Genomic DNA, 18,831 nt, shown 5'->3' on the forward strand with positions numbered 1-18,831 from the left:
CGTACATCCATTGAAAACAAAAGATATAGCTGTCCTTGCGGGTATCATCGGCATCGTGTTGATGATGATTCTCCCGATCCCAACCTGGTTGTTGGACTTGCTGCTTGTCATCAATATCTCACTTGCATTGATGATACTGCTTGTTGCGATGAACAGCAAAGAAGCACTGCAATTTTCCATCTTTCCTGCGTTGTTGCTAATCACGACGTTGTTTCGATTAGCACTCAACATATCGACAACGAAACTGATTCTGGGACAAGGAAACGCGGGATCTGTTGTAGCCACCTTTGGTAGCTGGATAGCCGGTGGACAGATTGCAATCGGATTTGTTGTGTTCCTAATACTCGTCGTTGTTCAATTTATCGTTATAACCAAGGGTTCCGAGCGTGTAGCTGAAGTAGCAGCACGATTCACCCTCGATGCGATGCCTGGTAAGCAGATGAGTATTGACGCAGATTTGAATGCTGGACTGATTAATGAGCAGCAGGCGCGTGAACGTCGTTCCAAAATCGAACGTGAAGCGGACTTTTACGGAGCCATGGATGGTGCGAGTAAGTTTGTAAAAGGGGACGCGATTGCGAGTATCATTATTCTCCTAATCAATCTGATTGGCGGCTTTATCATCGGAATGACAGTACATGGTCTCGCTTTTGCTGATGCGCTGTCCACCTATTCCGTATTAACTATCGGGGATGGATTGGTAAGTCAGATTCCTGCACTTCTAATTTCTACAGCAGCAGGTCTTATTGTGACAAGAGCATCATCGGAAGGTAACCTGGCCGATGACATTACGGGGCAATTGTTTACATACCCGACGCTCCTTTATATTGTAGCCTTTGTAATAGCAATGCTCGGATTTTTCACTCCGATCCATATTATCACAACGTTGCCTCTCGCAGGTTTGCTAGCTTATTCGGGTTGGAGAATGCAGAACAATCTGAATCAGAAGCAAGTCGCGGAGGAGCAAATGGAAGAGGAGCAACAGATTGAAGAAGTGAGAAGTCCAGAGAGTGTAATTAACTTGCTTCAGGTTGACCCTATCGAGTTTGAATTTGGGTATGGTTTGATTCCTCTGGCTGATAATCAGCAGGGTGGAGACCTGTTGGATCGGATCATTATGATACGTAGACAGTGTGCTCTTGAACTCGGGTTAGTTGTTCCGGTAATCCGCATTCGGGATAATATCCAATTAAGACCGAATGAATATGTCATCAAAATCAAGGGTAATGTGGTTGGCGGCGGGGAACTGTTGTTAAATCATTATCTGGCGATGAGCCCGGGTTACGAAGAAGAGTCTGTAACAGGTATAGAAACGACAGAGCCAGCTTTTGGACTTCCAGCGTTATGGATTGATGAAGTAACCAAAGACAGAGCTGAACTTGCAGGATATACGGTTGTAGATCCTCCTTCCGTTGTAGCAACACATCTCACTGAATTGATTAAGAAGCATGCGCATGAGTTACTTGGCAGACAAGAAACGAAAGCACTTGTGGATAATCTCAGAGAGAATTATGCTGCGCTGGTGGATGAACTCATTCCATCTGTTCTCTCTATCGGAGATATACAGAAAGTACTCGCCAAGCTGCTGCGTGAGAAAGTTTCCATTCGGGATATGGTTACAATCTTCGAGACACTGGCTGACTACGGAACGTATACCAAAGATCCGGATGTACTGACGGAATACGTGAGACAATCCCTCTCTCGTCAGATTACTCAGCAATTCTCTCAAAAAGGAGAGACGCTTCGAGTAATCACTGTTGGACCTGGTCTGGAGAAGAAAATTGCTGAAAGTGTACAGCAATCCGATCAAGGCAGTTACCTTGCATTGGATCCGGCCTCAACGCAGAGTGTATATCAAAAGTTGACTGAACAAGTCAATCGATTAATCCAGTCTGGTCAGCAGCCTGTTGTATTAACTTCTCCAACCATTCGTATGTATCTGCGCCAGGTGATCGAACGCACCATGCAGGATATACCAGTGCTTTCCTATAGTGAGTTGGAGCCGAATGTTGAAATCCAAAGTGTCGGGGTGGTGAACTTATGAGAGTAAAACAATACGTCGTGGAGACCATGCCCGAAGCTATGCTTCAAATTCGCAAAGACCTGGGAAGTGATGCCGTCATTCTGTCCACCAAAGAAATCAAGGTGGGTGGTATGCTGGGGATGTTCCGCAAAAAAAGGATCGAAGTTGTAGCAGCAGTGGATAAGGAAGAAAAAAAACAAGCAACAAAGCAAGTGCAAAACCAATTTACACCCGTGCCTCGCGCATTTGTACCTGAAGCATATCGACAAACGGCTCATTCGTTTGTCGCCGCTTCAGATGAATCGGCTGTAAATACAGCCGACAAACATGTGCAAGAGAGATTGACGGATGCCCCTGCTGTGTCTGAATCGAGTAAAATCGGTTCAGACATGAGCAACGGCAGATCTTCTTTGAATTTCGAGCATAAACCGCGACCGCAAGGGGCGGATTTTTCGGGTTTAACATCTGCCAGTGGGCAGCAAAAGCAGGAAATCAATCCGCAGCAAGACCAGCTGATGTCTGAATTGCAGGAGCTCAAACTGATGATGACCAAGTTGTCTAAGCAAGGGGCTTCGGCAGACCCGGTACCAGAGCAGCTTCATGCTCTTCGAGAAAGGTTGATGGAGCAAGACATTTGGCCAGAAGTATGGGAATCATGGTTTGACGTTGTTCAGTCGGTGCTTGCTGAAAAAGGATTAACTGAAGTAGAAGCCGTTCAAGCCGTTCAATTGGAAATTTCACAGTTTTTGGAGAAACGTATTGATGCAGGCATTTTACCGACTACACGTATTGTATATGTAGCTGGGCCAACAGGGGTTGGTAAAACAACAACGATTGCCAAGCTGGCTGCTGAACAGATGTTCAACAAACAGCGAAAGGTAGGGTTTATCACTTCAGATACGTATCGGATCTCAGCGGTAGAGCAACTAAGAACGTACGCATCCATTTTAAATGTCCCGCTTGAGGTCGTACAATCTCCAGGTGATACACAGCGTGCGATCTCCCGTCTTGAAGGATGTGATCTGATCTTCATGGATACAGCCGGAAGAAACTACAGAAATGAGCTGCTTGTTTCAGAACTGCAAAGCTTACTCGCGCCTGTGGAAAATAGTGAAACCTTTTTGGTTATGAGCATGACCTCCAAAAGTGCCGATATGGTTCAAATTACAGAGCATTTCAGCAAATATGGGCTCGATAAGGTCATCTTTACGAAGATGGATGAGACCGGAAGCTGCGGCCCGATGTTTAATCTGCTGCACCGTTTTCCACTCAAGCTTGCTTATGTGGCTAACGGCCAAAATGTGCCTGATGATTTGCTCAAGCCTGATGCGGATTCTCTGACCAAACAATTGTTAGGAGAGCTTGTACGATGAAGGACCAGGCAGCCTCACTCAGAAGTATGGTCTCCATGCCTAGCGGAGTGGAAGAAAGGGGTCGTAATTCACGTTCCTCCAAAATCATAACCGTTGCCAGTGGAAAGGGAGGGGTTGGTAAATCCAATTTTACACTTAACTTTGCACTGAGTTTACAGGCATTGGGGCAAAAGGTATTAGTATTTGATGCAGACATAGGGATGGCTAATATCGATGTCTTAATGGGAACCTCTTCTCCCTATAATCTGTACCACTTGTTATACCGACAGAAATCCATACAGGAAATCATACAGCTTGGTGCAAACGGGTTGCCTTATATCGCCGGAGGTTCGGGGATGCAAGAATTGTTCTCATTGTCAGATCGAGATCTGGAGTTTTTTGCTGGGCAAGTTGAAGAGATTGCTCAGGAGATGGACTATGTCATTTTTGATACAGGAGCAGGACTTTCCAGAGAAAACATGAAATTTATCGGTGCAGCCGATGAATGCCTAATTGTCACCACACCTGAACCAACTTCAATAACTGATGCTTATGCTTTAGTCAAAGTTATGCATGGCCAGGAAAATGCTACACCCTTTCGGATGATCGTTAACCGGGTTGAAGACCAGCAAGAGGCGGAACGGGTGGCGGATAAAATAGCTGGAGTGGCAAAGAGATTTTTACAGATCGATATCCCGCTGCTTGGATATATTTCCGAAGATGCCCAAGTGGTAAAGGCAGTTAAAAGGCAAGTGCCATACAGTTTGGCATATCCGAATGCCAAAGCTTCCAGGGATATCGAGAAACTCGCACAACACTATTTGGCTGCACCTGCTGCTCAGGGATCGGGAACCGAAACCTTAACAGGAATCAGAGGTTTTATGAAAAAGTGGCTAAAGCGGACAACATGATCTCTGAATAAAGGAAACAGGGGTGGAAACAACATGGCGGTGTATCAAGTATTGGTTGTCGATGATTCCGCTTTTATGCGTAAAATTGTCTCAGATTTAATAGAAGCAGATTCGGAGTTTAAGGTTACGGCAACAGCATCAAATGGTAGGGAAGCCATTCAAAAAGCAATAGACTTGAAGCCGGATATCATCACAATGGACGTTGAGATGCCCGAAATGAATGGCTTGGATGCATTAAAATCGATCATGAAGCAATCTTTCGTTCCGGTAATTATGCTCTCGGGAATTAATGAACAAGGCATGAAAGAGACCATCATGGCGCTCGAGGCCGGTGCATTTGACTTTATTCGTAAGCCATCCATTGTGCATGATCAGGATATTGCCCAAGTAGGTAAAGCACTGATTGAGCGGATGCGAGCTGCTATGAATGAAATCAAGCGAAAAGCCGATCGAGAAGCATCCATGAAGAAGAATCGGGATGAAGCGCAGAGCAAACTGCTGCATCAGTCCCAGCGAGTTCAGGTTGACTCACCTTTACAAGACCGCAAAGGTCTTTTGAAGAAAACGATAGAACCTGCCCAGTCAGGAACACGACTTGGTAGTGACAAATCTGAATCCTTGCGAGCAAAACCGAAGCAGCCAACTGCTCCACTGACGAACCAGAATGCGGGACGTTTGGACATGAAGCCGGAGCGTTTACGAGATGCAAATGGAGCCTCGGATACCAGCACTGACAAGTTAGCAAAGGCGAACAAATCAACGCAGCCTCCCAAGGGAAACCGTTTGTCCAATACGTCGCGATTGGCTGAACAGGAGACAGCAGCCGCTTCAGCCGAACCACCCAAGGATATTGCCAAGGTAATCCCGTCCCATAAGGGAGCAGGGGGAGCAGACGGTTCATTCAACAAACTTGTGGCTATTGGTTGTTCAACTGGAGGGCCGAGAGCCCTCAAGACTTTGCTGGAGCAGCTGCCAGGTGATTTACCGGCTCCAGTCATTATTGTTCAGCATATGCCGCCTAATTTTACCCGGTCCCTTGCCCAGCGTTTGAATACATTCAGTGAACTGCATGTGGTTGAAGCTGAGGAAGGAATGGTTCTACGAAAAGGGACAGCCTACATTGCTCCAGGTGGCTTTCATGTCAAAGTCAACAAAACGGCAGACGGAAGATTTACCATAAAGCTGACAGAGGAAGAACCAGTCAATGGTCACAGGCCCTCAGTAGATACGATGTTTGAGTCGCTGCTGTCGTACACGTCATTGCAACGACATCTGGTTTTGCTGACAGGGATGGGCAGTGACGGCGCTCGTATGATGAAAAAATTGTATGAAGCCGGTGTCACATCAACCTTTGCGGAGAATGAAGAAACTTGTGTTGTGTATGGTATGCCGCGTTCTGCTGTAGAGCTGCAATGCGTGCGTCATCTACTGCCATTGCAGGAGATTGCGCCTAAACTTGTTCAAGCTGTGAAATAAACGGAGTGTAACTCATGGAGGAGGTGCCTCACAATGGACATGAATCAATATTTATCTATGTTTATTGATGAGTCTAATGATCATCTGCAGTCCCTTAACGAAAATATGCTTCAACTCGAAGGCAGTCCGGAGGATCTGGGAATTGTTCAGGTCATATTCCGCTCCGCTCATACGTTGAAGGGTATGGCTGCTACAATGGGTTTTGAGGATCTGGCATCATTGACGCACAAAATGGAAAATGTGCTGGATCTGGTACGTAATGAAAAGTTGAAAATGCAGGATTTCATTTTTGATACCCTGTTCAAGAGTTTGGATGCTCTGGAAACAATGGTTCAGGATATTACCGAAGGTGGAGAGGGTAAAGCGGATGTCTCTTCCATCGTAGCCTCTCTCCAAGCCATTGAGAGTGGTGAATGGACGGGAGGTACTGCTGCTCCAGCAGCCGCAGTAAACCAATCATCAAGTACAGTAACACCAAGTGCGGTTGAACTGGACGAATTCCAGTACTCCGTATTGGATCAGTCCATAGCTGAAGGTCACCGTGTGCTCTATATTGAAGTTCTTGTCAGCGAGCAGAGCCAGCTGAAGGGCGTACGTGCATATATGGTCTTCGATCTGTTAGAACGCTCGGGTGAAATTGTTAAATCGTTCCCAACAGTACAGGATATCGAACAAGAGAAGTTTGAGCGCAGTTTTTCGTTGTATTACATAACAACCAAAGAGGCGCAGGAACTTGAAAAAGGCATTATGAGCATCTCTGAAATTGAGAGTGCCAAAGTCATTCAGCTGGATCAAGAGACTCTTCAGCAAATGACCAATCAGGCAGCGGCAACAGCTGAAATGGAAGCTGCACCTGTTCCTGCTCCAGTAGATGCATCCCCGGAATCGGTTTCTTCATCAAAAGACGAACCAAAGAAGCCGGCAGCGACCAAAACAGCTACACCTAAACAAGCTGCTGCACCCTCACGTACCATCCGTGTGGATATAGAACGTCTTGATGTACTGATGAACTTGTTCAGCGAGTTACTGATCGATCGTTCCCGTTTGGAGCAGTTGGCCAGCGAGACGGGTAATAATGATTTGTCTGACACGGTAGCTCATCTGAGCAGAGTCAGTACAGATTTGCAAAATATTGTACTGAAATTGCGGATGGTTCCTGTGGATACGGTATTCAACCGTTTCCCGCGTATGATTCGTGACCTGGCTAAAACTCTGGACAAAAAGATCGATCTGGTCATTACGGGTGCCGAAACCGAGCTTGATCGGACGGTAATCGATGAGATCGGCGATCCACTGGTGCATTTGCTTCGTAACGCTGTTGACCATGGTGTTGAATCGATCGCAGAGCGTGTGGCAGCAGGTAAACCGGAATTGGGAACAGTTAACCTTCGCGCCTTCCATAGCGGAAATCATGTATTTATCGAAATCGAAGATGACGGTAAAGGCATTTATCGCGATAATCTGTTGAGAACAGCTGTCAAACGTGGCGTTGTTACCGAAGAACAAGGTGCCAAGATGAGTGATGATGAAGTCAATCAGCTGTTGTTTGCACCAGGCTTCAGTACCGCAGATAAAATCTCGGATATCTCCGGCCGTGGAGTAGGCTTGGATGTTGTAAAATCCAAAATCACTTCCCTTGGTGGTAATGTAACCATTCATTCTACACCGGGTAAAGGTACCAACTTCTCCGTTCAATTACCTTTGACCTTGTCTATCATCGCTGCGATGCTTGTCCGACTTGGTTCCGAGAAGTATGCCGTTCCTTTGTCTTCCATTGTGGAGACAGCTATTGTGCAGCGTGAACAGGTTCGCAACATTCATGGCAATAGAATGATCACGTTCCGTGAGTCTTTAATTCCGTACCTGTCTTTGAGCGAAGTTTTCGGGGTGCCTGATTTCAATGATGCGGACGAACAAGAAACTGAAATCGTGGTTATTCGCAAAGGTGAACGTCTTGCAGCTGTAGCAGTTGAAGAATTTATTGGACAGAATGAGATTGTTCTTAAATCGATGGGGACTTATCTTCCTGGCATTGAAGGGATCTCTGGTGCAACAATTCTGGGAGACGGACAAGTAGCTCTGATTCTTGACCCTAATGCGTTTATTAAATAAGCACAAAAGATAAGTCTTACATTTAATAGGGAGGTTTTATCCATGGAAGAAGAGTTGAAAGTCATTGTCTTTAAATTAGGTTCCGAAGAGTATGGTATTGAGGTAGATAAGGTTCAGACGATTGAGCGTATGATGCCTATTACCCGTGTTCCCAAGACCTTCTCTTTTGTAAAAGGGGTTATTAACTTACGTGGTGTTGTTATTCCCGTCATTGACCTGCGTGGTCGATTCTCTTTGCCGGAAACAGAATATACCGATCAAACACGTATTGTTATTGTAGGCGTGGACGACATGCAAGTTGGCTTTATCGTTGACTCTGCCAATGATGTTATTGACATTAAGCGTGATGCTATCGATAGTCCGCCGGAAGTAGTTGGTGGAGTTAAAGCAAGATACCTGCGCGGTGTAGCCAAGCTGGAGGATACGCGCTTGTTGATCATGCTTAATCTCAACGAAGTATTAAATAAAAGCGAGATTGTACAGCTGGAAAGTATTGAGGGCTAACACCGTGGAACTGTTCAACCGATTTGAGGGATTCCAAATGGATGTGCTCAAAGAGGTCGGTAACATTGGAGCAGGCAACGCCGCAACGGCGTTGTCTCAGCTTCTCAATAGACCGATTGACATGGGTGTACCTACAGTACAGATGCTTCCTTTTGAAGAAGTTGCTGAGAAAGTGGGCGGAGATGAACGTATTGTTGTTACCGTATTTCTTCGTGTTGAAGGCGAAGCACCAGGCAATCTCTTCTTTATGATGGCACCTGAGGCTGCCAAAATGCTGCTGAACCTGCTTGCCGGTTTTGATCTGAAGGAAGGTCTTGCATTCACGGAAATGGAACAATCTGCTCTATCCGAAATCGGGAATATTCTGGCGGGTTCGTATCTTTCTTCTTTGGCAGATTTCACCAAACTAGCTATGTATCCGACCGTTCCTGGACTTGCTATTGATATGGCTGGAGCCATTTTAAGTTATGGTTTGCTGCAGTTTGGTGAAATGGGTGACGATGCATTATTGATTGACACTTCTTTCTTTGAAGGCGAAGATCAGGTAGAGGGTCAATTTTTCCTGATTCCGGATCCGCCTTCATTTGCTAAGATATTTGAATCTTTAGGGGTGCCACTGGATCATGATTGAAGACAAAAGCGTCGTTAAAGTCGGTATGGCGGATTTGAACATTGCTCATCTTCCCGGCGTAATCCGTACGACTGGCTTGGGCTCTTGTGTGGGATTAACGATGTATGATCCGCATTTGAAGCTTGCCGGAATGGCGCATGTCATGCTCCCCACTTCAGAGATTGCTCGTGAAGGAACGTTGAACAAAGCCAAATATGCAGATACGGCATTGCCGGAATTGTTACAAAGAATGATACAACTCGGTGCCTCTCGTTCACGTATTGTGTCCAAAATGGCTGGAGGGTCTCAGATGTTTGCCTTCTCGGGGGCAGGGGATACGATGCGTATCGGACCGAGGAATGCGGATTCTTGTCGCGAATGGTTAGAGAAGCTGGGAATTCCACTTCTTGCGGAAGATACCGGTGGGAATTATGGACGAACGATTGAAATGGATTGTGAAACTGGACTTTTGACTATTCGAAGTGTCCAAATGGGTGTAAAGGAACTATAAGACATGATAGGAAACTACCGCATTAATCTTGGAGCAGGCATAGTCGGATTTATTCTGACTTTTTTTGTAGCGTACAGCAGCAATGTGTTGATGACCAGTTTAATTCGCGGGTTGATCGGCTTTGTAGCCTGGTTTGTCCTTGCTTATGGTTTACGCTGGGGACTGGGATTGCTGCTGAACCCTCAGGTAGAGGGGAATGAATATGGTTATGATTCACCGGGCGCTCAAGAACTAAGAGGTTCACAGGTGGACATTAAACTCGAAGACGATGGACAAGAGCTGAACGACTTGCTCAAACATGGACAGAACGCCTCCTCTGGGGAGAACCTTCCACCATCTGAGACGAAAGCTCCAACGGGATTTGCTCCTTTGGATCCGCCTAAACTTGTCCGGACCAAGGAGCCGGAGGAGTTGGCGCAGGCCGTTCGTCACCTGACAGACAAATAAGGAGGGTGAAAGCAATTGAACGAGCGTAAAGCTTCACATTTGAACCACGCTGACCTGTGGGAAAAGTGGAAAGAACAAGGCGATCTTGAAGCCAAGAAAAGTTTGATCGAAAAGTATCTTCATATTGTAAACTATGTATCCGGGCGTTTGGCTGTCGGTCTGCCCAAAAATGTCCCGAAAGATGATCTGGAGAGCAATGGTGTCATGGGATTGATTGATGCGCTGGAGAAATTTGACTATGAGCGTGGCCTGCAATTTGAAACGTACGCCTCCTGGCGGGTACGTGGTGCAATCCTTGATGGTTTACGACAGGGAGATTGGGTGCCTCGTTCCGTTCGGGAGAAAGCAAAGCGGATTGAAGATGCTTACCAGCAGTTAGAGCAGACATATTTGCGCTCCGTTAGTGATGAAGAAATGAGTCAGTATCTCGACGTGTCGACGAAAGACTTTCAACATATGCTTCAGGAAGTGGCAGTGATGTCGCTTTGCTCTCTAGAAGACCCGATCCGGGAAGAAGAGTCTGAGACTCGACTATCCTTAATGGTCGACGAAAAGGCTAAAAATCCGGATTATAAAGTCAATGAATTCTATTTAAAAGAAGCTTTGGTGCAAGGGCTTGATAAATTGACGGTCAAAGAGAGAACGGTTGTTTCGCTTTTATATTATGAAGATCTGTCTCTTAGTGAAATTGCTGAGGTCATGTCTCTTTCTCCGTCACGAATTTCTCAACTGCACTCAAAAGCCATTTTAAGGTTACGCGGAACGCTGGATAAACAGAAAGACTTACTTATGCGTAAAGATTAATAGTCGAATAGAGAGTGTTAATTTTAGGATTTTTGGGGAGTGGAAAGCCTAAAAGGGGGAAAAAATGCATTGACACAGCGGACGGTTTTGGAACAGTGTTTGAGCATTGTTTTATCAGATGATAAAAGTACGGCCTACCTTGAATTTTCCAAACAGGAAGAAGGTTTTGCCTGTACACCGGAGGAACTCGAACAATATGTAGCAAGTCAGGGCATTAAGTACGGTGTGCTGAGCGAAGCACTGCTCGTTTTTGCAAGTCGTCCTGAGACGTATGTGAAGGATCGATGCAAGATTGCAGAAGGAATTAAACCAGTACAGGGAACGGATGGATTCATCAAGATACTGGTGGGCATGGACGATTCCAATGAACGGCGCCCTCTGGAAGCGGAAGACGGGAAAGTCGATTACAAAGAAGTGACTCGTTTAAACAATGTTCGAACAGGTCAAATCATTGCCGAACGTATTCCTCCTGTGGATGGCACGGCAGGTAAGGCTGTGACTGGTGAAGAAATCCCTTTTCGTCCCGGGAAAGAAGCCCGTTTCAAAGTTGGGAAAAACGTTGTCGTTAATCCTGAAGGAACTGCGATGTATGCTGCTCTGGATGGATTGGTCACCAAAACAGATGGCAACAAATTGAATGTGTTTCCTGTATACGAGATCAATGGCGATGTGGATTATAACATTGGTAACATCGATTTTGTGGGTACAGTTGTTATCCGAGGTAATGTGCTCACCGGTTTTAAAGTAAAAGCGGCGGGGGATATTCGTGTTGTCGGAGGTGTTGAGGGAGCGGAACTGGAAGCGGGAGGCTCTGTCGAAATTACCGGCGGAATTATTGGTTATAACAAAGGACTTATACAAGCTGGACATAACGTGAAATGTACCTTTATTCAAGAAGGCAACGTCGATGCGGTGGAAAATGTTCTGGTATCCCAAAGTATTATGCATTCCACGATTCGTGCAGGAAATGCGGTAATCTGTGAAGGCACAAAAGGACTTATCGTTGGCGGGTCGATCCAGGCCGGTGAAAAAGTCTCGGCACGTGTTGTTGGCAACAGCATGTCTACTGTGACATCCATTGAAGTAGGTGTATTACCTAAGCTGCGTAATGAGCTGAATGACTTGCGTAAGGAAGTCAGGGAGCAGATGGATGCTTTGGATAAAACGAAAAAAGCTTTGACATTATTGGATCAGTTAGCTGCTGCTGGGCAATTAAGCCCGGATAAAATGTCAATGCGGATCAAACTGAGTGCTACACAAAAATCTGCCCTTCGTCTTAGTGAGGAAACGAAAATACGTATCTTTGAAATCGAAAAGGTGCTTGAAGATACAAGCAGGGCTCGCGTCGATATCCATAAGATGATTTTTGGTGGCTCTAGAATAGTTATCGGCAGATACACCAAATTTATTAAAGATCCGATAAGTCGAATATCTTTTTATTATCATGATGGGGATATAACGATGGTTCCATTCGTTTAAGTACAGCATTCAAACACATGAAGAAATCCATCCGATACCGTGAGGTGAACGTATGAGTTTCAAAGCGGTTGAGTTGCAGATTGCCGTACCTAGAACAAGTGAGGCCGGGCGTTATCAGAGTGAAGCTCAGCAGAGGCCGGTGACAGACCAGAACCTGTTGGCAGAACAAACGGCCAAAGAAGCAAATGAAGCAAGGCAACGAAGCGAGGCGCTGGATGAAACAGCACACACCAATGTACGCGATGGTCAGTCCAGAAACCAAGAGCAGCAGAGCGGCTCCAACGAACCGGAAGCGACTTCAACACTGGAAACTGTCAAACCTGCCGAGCATCCATACAAAGGAAAACATATTGACCTGTCGTTGTAATGGATGACATGTGACTCACATGTAGTCTTGAGCATCGATGGCTGCATTAAAAGGAGAGAACCCAATTTGTCACCATGGATCATTATTGTCATATTAGGAGCCTGCGCTATTGCATATGCGTTTATCATGCCCAAGAAAAACAAGGGGCAGGAGCCTGGGCATCACCTGGTGCAAGAGATGGAAACTACGCTTGAACATTATATGGCTGAGATCGAAAACGACAATGATGCTCTCATCCAGCGTGTTGCTGAGATGAAGGGTGAGGCGACGGCTGCAGATCAGCGTATGCAATCTCAGCTTCAGGAATTACAGCGGAGGCTGGATCAACTGGAAGAAAGTAAAACGACACAAACAGACATATCCTCCAATATAATTCCGGTACATAGCACAAGCGGATTGCAAGCTCAGGCGCTTGTAGACAGTGTGCGAGCTGATTTGTCCCAACAGGCATCAGAAACAGTGCAGCAGGCCACTGAGCAAGAATTGAAGCCTGTACGTGAATCCATTAAGGATCGATATGCAGAGCTGTTTAATTTATATGCCGAAGGAAAGTCAGTGGATGCCATTGCCAAGCAGACAGGCATACAACGTGGAGAAGTACAGCTGATTTTACAGCTGGCAGAACGGGAGGAGAGCTAAGAAATGGACAAGCGCTCCTTATGGATTGGACTTGGAAGTGGCATGATTGTTGGTGCGGTATTGCTGCAGCTTGCAACGGTTGGACAAAACGCATTGTCTGAGAGTAATCTTGACCCGGATGTAGCTACAGCCAACCTGACAATGGAACAGCTTGAAGCGGCGGCGAAGAGTATGGATATGAAGCTTGTAGCTTCCGATGATGAGCTGTATACAGAAACTGAGTGGGTAGCGAAGAAGAAACAGGAGAGCAGCGAACTGCAGGGGAAAACGGCAACGGCCCCCGAAGCGGCAAAGTCAGCTGAGGAACCGGAGCAACCCGAGACTCCACAGCAGCCTGCCACCAATAAAAGCGGAAACCAGAATGAAGTCAATCAGCCCAAGACGACTGAGCCGTCAACGCCTAACAATCCTGAAGCTGCGGCTACAGTGTCTTTCAAAGTACGTTCAGGCAACAGTCTGGCCATCGTGGCGGGTAATCTGGAGAAAGCCGGGATTGTCGATAGTGCACAAGCTTTCATAAAGGCTGGCAGGGCTGAGCGAATTAATACCAAAATACAAGTAGGCACCTATGACCTGGAGAAGGGCGAAAGCTTCAAATCCATTATTGCCAAGATTACAAAAGAACCGTCAAACTGAGTTCGCTCAGAAGGACGGTTTTTTATTTATAGATTGTGACAGGTTTTGCACCGCTACAACGGATATGAATTTGTTTGAAAAGAGCGCTTTTTTGTACAAGGCATTTTAGTTTGAAAGACTGTTGCATCAGGCAATCAGTTATGATATATTAGATAACGGTGTTAAAACACACGCATGTGCTAATTTTGTTGAGGGTGCTTTCCTGATGGAGAGTCTTGGCGAAAAATGATGCCGGCGGAGGACACAATAAAACCATATTAGGAGGTGTGTGAAGATGGCAGTAATCTCCATGAAGCAGCTTCTCGAAGCTGGGGTACACTTCGGTCACCAAACTCGTCGTTGGAACCCAAAAATGGATCGTTATATCTTCACTGAAAGAAACGGAATTTATATCATTGACTTGCAAAAGACAGTGAAAAAAGTCGAAGAGGCTTACAACTTCGTTAAAGGAATCGCAGGAGAGAATGGTACAATTCTTTTCGTGGGTACGAAAAAACAAGCTCAAGATTCCGTTAAAGAAGAAGCTGAACGCGCTGGTCAATTCTACATTAACCAACGTTGGCTCGGCGGTACCCTGACTAACTTCTCAACTATTCAAAAACGTATTGATCGTTTGAAACAGTTGGAAGCTTGGGAAGAAGACGGTACTTTCGCTGTATTGCCTAAAAAAGAAGTAATCTTGCTTCGCAAAGAGAAAGATCGCCTGGAGAAATTCCTCGGCGGTATTAAAAATATGAAAGGCCTGCCAAGCGCCCTGTTCATCATCGATCCACGCAAAGAGCGTATCGCTGTTGCGGAAGCTCGCAAATTGGGTATCCCAATTGTAGGTATCGTTGATACCAACTGCGATCCGGACGAGATCGATTATGTTATCCCGGGTAACGACGACGCAATCCGCGCCGTTAAGCTGTTGACAGGTAAAATGGCTGATGCCGTTATCGAAGCTAACCAAGGCGAAGAAACTTCCGCTTAATAGATTCGAACATATCTAATGAATTAAATGAAAAGGGTGGTTGGTAGGTGGATAACCTCTCACTGCCCTTTTTTTAGAGTGTACGTACAATTACTTATTTTTGGAGGGAATTAATAATGGCAGTTAATGCGAGTGCAGTAAAAGAACTCCGTGAAAAAACGGGCGCAGGTATGCTCGATTGCAAAAAAGCACTAGAAGAAGCAAACGGTGACATCACGAAAGCAGCTGAATTGCTTCGTGAAAAAGGTCTGTCAGCAGCAGCAAGCAAAGCTGGACGTGCAGCAACTGAAGGCGTTGTAGAATCTTATATCCACGCTGGTGGCCGTATTGGTGTACTGGTAGAAGTTAACTGTGAAACTGACTTCGTTGGTAAAACAGACCAATTCAAAGATTTCGTTAAGGACATCGCTATGCAAATCGCAGCAGCGAACCCGAAATTTGTCACTCGTGAAGAAGTTCCTACAGAAGAGCTGGAAAAAGAGAAAGAAATCTTGAAAGCTCAAGCTTTGAACGAAGGCAAACCAGAAAAAATCGTTGAAAAAATGGTTGAAGGCCGTATTGGTAAATATTACGAAGAATTCTGCCTGTTGGAGCAAACTTTTGTTAAAGATCCAGACAAAACGATCTCCCAACTGTTGAACGAAAAAGTTAGCCAAATCGGTGAAAACATCTCCATCCGTCGTTTCGTTCGTTACGAACTGGGTGAAGGTCTTGAGAAAAAAGTAGACAACTTCGTAGAAGAAGTTATGTCCCAAGTGAACAAATAAGACGTTTTTCAAACTGGCAAGCAGAAATGATTTTCGAAGATATAAGAATGATGAAACTTCGAAGCGCTACTCCCTTATATCCCAGGAAAACAATGCCTTACCGGTTGAACGTTTTTCCTAAAAGAGCGGAACACAACTGTGTTCCTTTCTTTTTAAGCAGGAGGCCATGCGCGAGAAGTTTTGTTGGTTGAACGCCCAGGGTGTTCAATTCAAAGTGGAGGGTGAATAATTGGAACAGCCAGTATTTAAACGTGTTGTCTTAAAGGTCAGCGGAGAGTCTCTTTCCGGTCAAAACGGCTACGGTATTGATGCAGAGACGATCTCGTCGATTGCCCAGCAAGTAAAAGAAGTGGTTGAACTAGGTGTACAGGTTGCTATCGTATGTGGCGGCGGAAACATCTGGCGTGGAATTGCCGGTAGCGAAAACGGCATTGACAGAGCGACTGCGGATTATATGGGGATGCTGGCGACGGTTATGAACTCGCTCGCACTGCAAGATGCACTGGAACAGATTGAAGTGCCTACACGCGTACAGACATCGATTGCCATGCAACAAATCGCAGAGCCTTATATTCGTCGTAGAGCTATTCGTCATCTGGAGAAAGGCCGGGTCGTTATTTTTGCAGCAGGTACAGGTAACCCGTTCTTCTCCACCGATACAACAGCAGCACTGCGCGCAGCGGAGATCGAAGCAGAAGTCATCTTGATGGCCAAAAACAAAGTTGATGGTGTTTACTCAGCAGATCCGTTTAAGGACAGCACTGCTGTCAAGTTTGATCAGTTGACTTACATGGATATACTTAACAAAGATCTTGGAGTAATGGACTCAACGGCGTCCTCGCTTTGTAAGGATAACAACATTCCGTTGATCGTATTTGCCATTACGGAACAAGGTAACATCAAACGTGTTGTTCTTGGTGAACGCATCGGGACAATCGTTAAAGGGAGTGTAGATTAATGCCACAAGCGGTTAAAAAACATGCCGAAGAACGTATGGATAAAGCGATTCAAGCGTTACGACGTGATCTTGCCACTTTGCGTGCAGGTCGTGCAACTCCGGCTCTTCTCGACCGGATTCAAGTGGAGTATTACGGTGCAATGACTCCGCTCAATCAATTGGCTAATATCAGTACACCGGATTCCCGGACACTGATGATCCAGCCATGGGATAAATCCTCCATGGGGGACATTGAGCGTGCAATTATGAAATCCGATCTTGGCCTTACGCCAGCGAACGACGGAACGATGATTCGTCTGTCCATTCCAGCACTTACGGAAGAACGCAGACAAGAACTTGTGAAGTTGACGAAAAAGTTCGGTGAAGAAGGTAAAGTAGCTATTCGTAATATTCGCCGTGATGCGAATGATGATATTAAAAAAATGGAGAAGTCAGACATTTCCGAGGACGAGTCCCGGAGACATCAAGACGACATCCAAAAATCGACCGACAAGTTTATTGCTGAAGTCGATAAGGTACTCGCTGCCAAAGAAAAAGAAATCATGGAAGTGTAAGACAAGCGCAGCCCCTCCAATACGGTGGGGTTTTGTCTCTTTTTCCAAGCTTCAGGTGAAGAAACTTCAGGGATTTTGGAGGAACAGGAATGATCAAACGGGTTCGGTCGTGGTGGAATGGGGCTGACAAGCAGGAAACGCTGACTATATCCGAGGATAATATCCCGCAGCACGTCGCCATCATTATGGACGGCAATGGACGATGGGCGAAACGTTTGGGTCTCCCGCGAATAGCTGGCCACCAGAATGGGATGAAGGCGGTCAAACGTGCGACCATCGCGGCGGATGAACTGGGCATCAAATATCTGACGATGTACGCTTTTTCGACAGAAAACTGGACGCGTCCAAAAGAAGAAGTGGATTTTCTGATGCGGCTTCCGCAAGAATTTTTGGCGATAGAGCTGGATGAACTGATAGAAAAAAATGTACGCATTCGTATGATGGGCCAGGAAGAGCATTTGCCTTCTCATACCATTAATGCTTTGCGAGAAGCTATACGTCTTACGGAACATAACACAGGGCTTGTTTTGAATTTTGCAATGAACTACGGAAGTCGTCGCGAAATGACAGAATGTGTCAAACAGATCGCTCTGCAGGTAAAGTCGGGGGAACTATCGGCAGAGGATATTACGCCTGAACTCATTGACAAACATATGCTCACTGGGGATATGCCTGATCCGGATTTGCTGATCCGGACGAGTGGAGAGTTGAGATTAAGCAATTTCATGCTTTGGCAGCTTGCATATAGCGAATTATGGTTTACGGATATATACTGGCCCGAATTTGGCAAAAAGCATTTGCTTGAAGCAGTAGCCGAATATCAGCGCAGAACAAGGCGTTACGGCGGTTTGAAATAGATGGAGGATGAAGCCGTTGAAACAGCGATTAACGACTGGAATCATAGCAGGTGTGTTGTTTTTGGGTTTTTGCATGCTGGGCGGACCCTGGTACCATGGTTTGGTATTGCTTATGGCTCTCATCGGTTATTATGAATTTGTGAAAATGACCGGGGTACAGCCTTTTTCAGGTGTAGCCCTAATCGGTTATGCAGGTATCTTTACAATTGTATTTCCTTGGGAAATGGTTTGGGAAGCCAGACCGCTAACGTTATTCCAGATTGCCTGGATTGTGATGCTGGTTTTAATGACGGCCTCTGTTGTAACTAAAAATAAGATTTCTGTGAACACAGTAGCTATGCTCTTTCTGGGAGTAATGTACATTGGAATCGGTTTTTATTACATTGCAGAATCGAGACATTTGCATCACGGATTGTTCTGGACATTTCTGCTGTTAGGTTCCATATGGGCAAGTGATGCGGGTGCCTATTTTGTTGGAAAACTGATCGGAAAGAACAAATTGTGGCCCTCGATTAGTCCTAACAAAACAGTAGAGGGCGCGCTGGGCGGGATAGTAATCGCGGTAGTCACTTCTGTTGTTTTTGCATGGGTGTCAGACGGGTTGTTGTCTTGGCAAAGAGCGGTATGGATTGGGATTGCATGCGCGGTTGTGGGACAGATGGGAGATCTGATCCAATCTGCTTACAAACGTGTGTATAACATCAAAGATTCCGGCACTCTGCTCCCGGGGCATGGCGGTATTCTGGATCGGTGCGACAGCTGGATTGTCGTTTTTCCATTCGTACATATACTAATGCTTTTGCCCTATTAAAGATGAGCACAAGCCACATGACGAGATGTTCGTCATAGGC

General features: G+C 45.7%; 20 protein-coding genes. All 20 read left to right on the forward strand.

Annotated features, from left to right (window positions below; translation table 11 throughout):
* Positions 1 to 10 precede the first annotated feature (10 nt).
* The 20 genes from flhA to P5G61_RS07940 all read left to right on the forward strand — a co-directional run bounded on the left by flhA (position 11) and on the right by P5G61_RS07940 (position 18,791).
* On the forward strand, positions 11 to 2,044 hold the full coding sequence (gene flhA, locus P5G61_RS07845) for a flagellar biosynthesis protein FlhA (RefSeq protein ID WP_024630229.1): 2,034 nt from the start codon (positions 11 to 13) through the stop codon (positions 2,042 to 2,044).
* Positions 2,041 to 3,396, forward strand: a complete 1,356-nt coding sequence (gene flhF, locus P5G61_RS07850; RefSeq protein ID WP_301245968.1) for a flagellar biosynthesis GTPase FlhF — start codon at positions 2,041 to 2,043, stop codon at positions 3,394 to 3,396. The genes flhA and flhF overlap by 4 nt, the downstream gene beginning before the upstream one ends.
* On the forward strand, positions 3,393 to 4,286 hold the full coding sequence (locus P5G61_RS07855; RefSeq protein ID WP_301245969.1) for a MinD/ParA family protein: 894 nt from the start codon (positions 3,393 to 3,395) through the stop codon (positions 4,284 to 4,286). The genes flhF and P5G61_RS07855 overlap by 4 nt, the downstream gene beginning before the upstream one ends.
* A 33-nt stretch (positions 4,287 to 4,319) precedes the next feature.
* Positions 4,320 to 5,762, forward strand: coding sequence for a protein-glutamate methylesterase/protein-glutamine glutaminase (locus P5G61_RS07860; RefSeq protein WP_301245970.1), 1,443 nt, complete (start codon positions 4,320 to 4,322; stop codon positions 5,760 to 5,762).
* A 33-nt stretch (positions 5,763 to 5,795) separates the two neighbouring features.
* On the forward strand, positions 5,796 to 7,874 hold the full coding sequence (locus tag P5G61_RS07865) for a chemotaxis protein CheA (RefSeq protein WP_301245971.1): 2,079 nt from the start codon (positions 5,796 to 5,798) through the stop codon (positions 7,872 to 7,874).
* 42 nt (positions 7,875 to 7,916) lie between these two features.
* Entirely contained in the window at positions 7,917 to 8,378 is a 462-nt protein-coding gene (locus tag P5G61_RS07870; RefSeq protein ID WP_024630234.1) for a chemotaxis protein CheW, read from the forward strand.
* A 37-nt stretch (positions 8,379 to 8,415) separates the two neighbouring features.
* Positions 8,416 to 9,009: a chemotaxis protein CheC gene (locus P5G61_RS07875; protein WP_301246005.1), complete on the forward strand. Its 594-nt coding sequence runs from the start codon at positions 8,416 to 8,418 to the stop codon at positions 9,007 to 9,009.
* On the forward strand, positions 9,002 to 9,499 hold the full coding sequence (locus tag P5G61_RS07880; RefSeq protein WP_024630236.1) for a chemotaxis protein CheD: 498 nt from the start codon (positions 9,002 to 9,004) through the stop codon (positions 9,497 to 9,499). The genes P5G61_RS07875 and P5G61_RS07880 overlap by 8 nt, the downstream gene beginning before the upstream one ends.
* Positions 9,500 to 9,502: 3 nt before the next feature.
* Positions 9,503 to 9,946 (forward strand): hypothetical protein, encoded by a 444-nt coding sequence (locus tag P5G61_RS07885; RefSeq protein WP_079346952.1) that lies wholly within the window; start codon positions 9,503 to 9,505, stop codon positions 9,944 to 9,946.
* A gap of 15 nt (positions 9,947 to 9,961) precedes the next feature.
* On the forward strand, positions 9,962 to 10,750 hold the full coding sequence (locus P5G61_RS07890) for a FliA/WhiG family RNA polymerase sigma factor (RefSeq protein WP_024630238.1): 789 nt from the start codon (positions 9,962 to 9,964) through the stop codon (positions 10,748 to 10,750).
* 69 nt (positions 10,751 to 10,819) lie between these two features.
* On the forward strand, positions 10,820 to 12,229 hold the full coding sequence (locus P5G61_RS07895; RefSeq protein ID WP_301245972.1) for a flagellar assembly protein A: 1,410 nt from the start codon (positions 10,820 to 10,822) through the stop codon (positions 12,227 to 12,229).
* Positions 12,230 to 12,281: 52 nt separating this feature from the next.
* On the forward strand, positions 12,282 to 12,596 hold the full coding sequence (locus tag P5G61_RS07900) for a hypothetical protein (protein ID WP_285079514.1): 315 nt from the start codon (positions 12,282 to 12,284) through the stop codon (positions 12,594 to 12,596).
* A 66-nt stretch (positions 12,597 to 12,662) separates the two neighbouring features.
* Positions 12,663 to 13,235, forward strand: a complete 573-nt coding sequence (locus P5G61_RS07905; RefSeq protein WP_301245973.1) for a DUF6115 domain-containing protein — start codon at positions 12,663 to 12,665, stop codon at positions 13,233 to 13,235.
* Positions 13,236 to 13,238: 3 nt separating this feature from the next.
* Positions 13,239 to 13,871, forward strand: coding sequence for an endolytic transglycosylase MltG (locus tag P5G61_RS07910; RefSeq protein ID WP_094936451.1), 633 nt, complete (start codon positions 13,239 to 13,241; stop codon positions 13,869 to 13,871).
* A gap of 274 nt (positions 13,872 to 14,145) precedes the next feature.
* Entirely contained in the window at positions 14,146 to 14,844 is a 699-nt protein-coding gene (gene rpsB / locus P5G61_RS07915; RefSeq protein WP_024630243.1) for a 30S ribosomal protein S2, read from the forward strand.
* A gap of 116 nt (positions 14,845 to 14,960) precedes the next feature.
* Positions 14,961 to 15,611 carry a translation elongation factor Ts gene (gene tsf / locus P5G61_RS07920; protein ID WP_024630244.1) on the forward strand — a complete coding sequence of 217 codons (651 nt, stop codon included), beginning with the start codon at positions 14,961 to 14,963 and terminating at the stop codon, positions 15,609 to 15,611.
* 229 nt (positions 15,612 to 15,840) lie between these two features.
* Positions 15,841 to 16,569, forward strand: coding sequence for a UMP kinase (gene pyrH, locus P5G61_RS07925; RefSeq protein ID WP_024630245.1), 729 nt, complete (start codon positions 15,841 to 15,843; stop codon positions 16,567 to 16,569).
* Complete coding sequence (gene frr, locus P5G61_RS07930; protein ID WP_024630246.1) at positions 16,569 to 17,123, forward strand: ribosome recycling factor; 555 nt, start codon at positions 16,569 to 16,571, stop codon at positions 17,121 to 17,123. Before pyrH ends, frr begins: the two co-directional genes overlap by 1 nt.
* Before the next feature lie 89 nt (positions 17,124 to 17,212).
* Positions 17,213 to 17,980: an undecaprenyl pyrophosphate synthase gene (gene uppS, locus P5G61_RS07935; RefSeq protein ID WP_285079510.1), complete on the forward strand. Its 768-nt coding sequence runs from the start codon at positions 17,213 to 17,215 to the stop codon at positions 17,978 to 17,980.
* 16 nt (positions 17,981 to 17,996) lie between these two features.
* Positions 17,997 to 18,791 carry a phosphatidate cytidylyltransferase gene (locus tag P5G61_RS07940; RefSeq protein ID WP_301245974.1) on the forward strand — a complete coding sequence of 265 codons (795 nt, stop codon included), beginning with the start codon at positions 17,997 to 17,999 and terminating at the stop codon, positions 18,789 to 18,791.
* Positions 18,792 to 18,831 lie beyond the last annotated feature (40 nt).

The sequence above is a fragment of the Paenibacillus vandeheii genome (assembly GCF_030433635.1).
Classification (GTDB): domain Bacteria; phylum Bacillota; class Bacilli; order Paenibacillales; family Paenibacillaceae; genus Paenibacillus; species Paenibacillus vandeheii.

Bases quoted from the DNA above. Each gene is read 5' to 3' on its own strand.
- flhF (WP_301245968.1), top strand. From the start codon at position 2,041: ATGAGAGTAAAACAATACGTCGTGGAGACCATGCCCGAAGCTATGCTT.
- P5G61_RS07855 (WP_301245969.1), top strand. From the start codon at position 3,393: ATGAAGGACCAGGCAGCCTCACTCAGAAGTATGGTCTCCATGCCTAGC.
- P5G61_RS07860 (WP_301245970.1), top strand. From the start codon at position 4,320: ATGGCGGTGTATCAAGTATTGGTTGTCGATGATTCCGCTTTTATGCGT.
- P5G61_RS07865 (WP_301245971.1), top strand. From the start codon at position 5,796: ATGGACATGAATCAATATTTATCTATGTTTATTGATGAGTCTAATGAT.
- P5G61_RS07870 (WP_024630234.1), top strand. From the start codon at position 7,917: ATGGAAGAAGAGTTGAAAGTCATTGTCTTTAAATTAGGTTCCGAAGAG.
- P5G61_RS07875 (WP_301246005.1), top strand. From the start codon at position 8,416: ATGGATGTGCTCAAAGAGGTCGGTAACATTGGAGCAGGCAACGCCGCA.
- P5G61_RS07880 (WP_024630236.1), top strand. From the start codon at position 9,002: ATGATTGAAGACAAAAGCGTCGTTAAAGTCGGTATGGCGGATTTGAAC.
- P5G61_RS07885 (WP_079346952.1), top strand. From the start codon at position 9,503: ATGATAGGAAACTACCGCATTAATCTTGGAGCAGGCATAGTCGGATTT.
- P5G61_RS07900 (WP_285079514.1), top strand. From the start codon at position 12,282: ATGAGTTTCAAAGCGGTTGAGTTGCAGATTGCCGTACCTAGAACAAGT.
- P5G61_RS07910 (WP_094936451.1), top strand. From the start codon at position 13,239: ATGGACAAGCGCTCCTTATGGATTGGACTTGGAAGTGGCATGATTGTT.
- rpsB (WP_024630243.1), top strand. From the start codon at position 14,146: ATGGCAGTAATCTCCATGAAGCAGCTTCTCGAAGCTGGGGTACACTTC.
- tsf (WP_024630244.1), top strand. From the start codon at position 14,961: ATGGCAGTTAATGCGAGTGCAGTAAAAGAACTCCGTGAAAAAACGGGC.
- frr (WP_024630246.1), top strand. From the start codon at position 16,569: ATGCCACAAGCGGTTAAAAAACATGCCGAAGAACGTATGGATAAAGCG.
- uppS (WP_285079510.1), top strand. From the start codon at position 17,213: ATGATCAAACGGGTTCGGTCGTGGTGGAATGGGGCTGACAAGCAGGAA.